The organism is Planotetraspora sp. A-T 1434 (genome assembly GCF_025420585.1).
Lineage (GTDB): Bacteria > Actinomycetota > Actinomycetes > Streptosporangiales > Streptosporangiaceae > JAOEGB01.
Map to the genome: position 1 here is coordinate 1 of NZ_JAOEGB010000104.1, position 510 is coordinate 510.

Here is a 510-nt window from a genome sequence, read left to right on the forward strand (position 1 = left end):
CCTGCAGCTGCCGGATGTGGTTGCGGACCTTCTTTCCGGTGTCGAGGCGGTTGGTGTGGTAGTCGGCGCCCAGGTCGTGGAATTGGGCGGTGGGGTCGGCCAGGAGGTGCCAGATGATGACCAGCAAGGAGCGGGCCACCGCGACCAGCGCTTTGAGCTTGCCGCGGCGTTTGACGATGCGCCGGTAGCGCTCGCCCAGGAAGGTGTCGGTACGGGCGGCGACAGCGGCAGCCTGGCCGAGAACGCCTTTGAGGTAGGGGTTGCCCTTGCCGGCCTTGCCCGCGGTCTGCTTGCCGCCGGACTGGATGGTACGGGGGCACAGCTTCGCCCACGACACCAGGTGGTCGGCGGTCGGGAAGCGGGACATGTCCAGGCCTACCTCGGCGATGATGACCTGGGCGGCCAGCGCGCCGATGCCAGGGATGTCGTCCAGGCGTTCCAGCGCGGTCCGCACGATCTGGGCGACCTGCTGGTGTGCACACCCCGAATCGGCACAGTCACAGGCGCCGC

1 protein-coding gene is annotated in these 510 nt (G+C 68.8%); it reads right to left on the reverse strand.

Annotation, left to right across the window (positions count from 1 at the left end):
* The coding region (locus N5079_RS35150) for a transposase (protein WP_261588543.1) at positions 1 to 510 on the reverse strand (510 nt) is incomplete at both ends.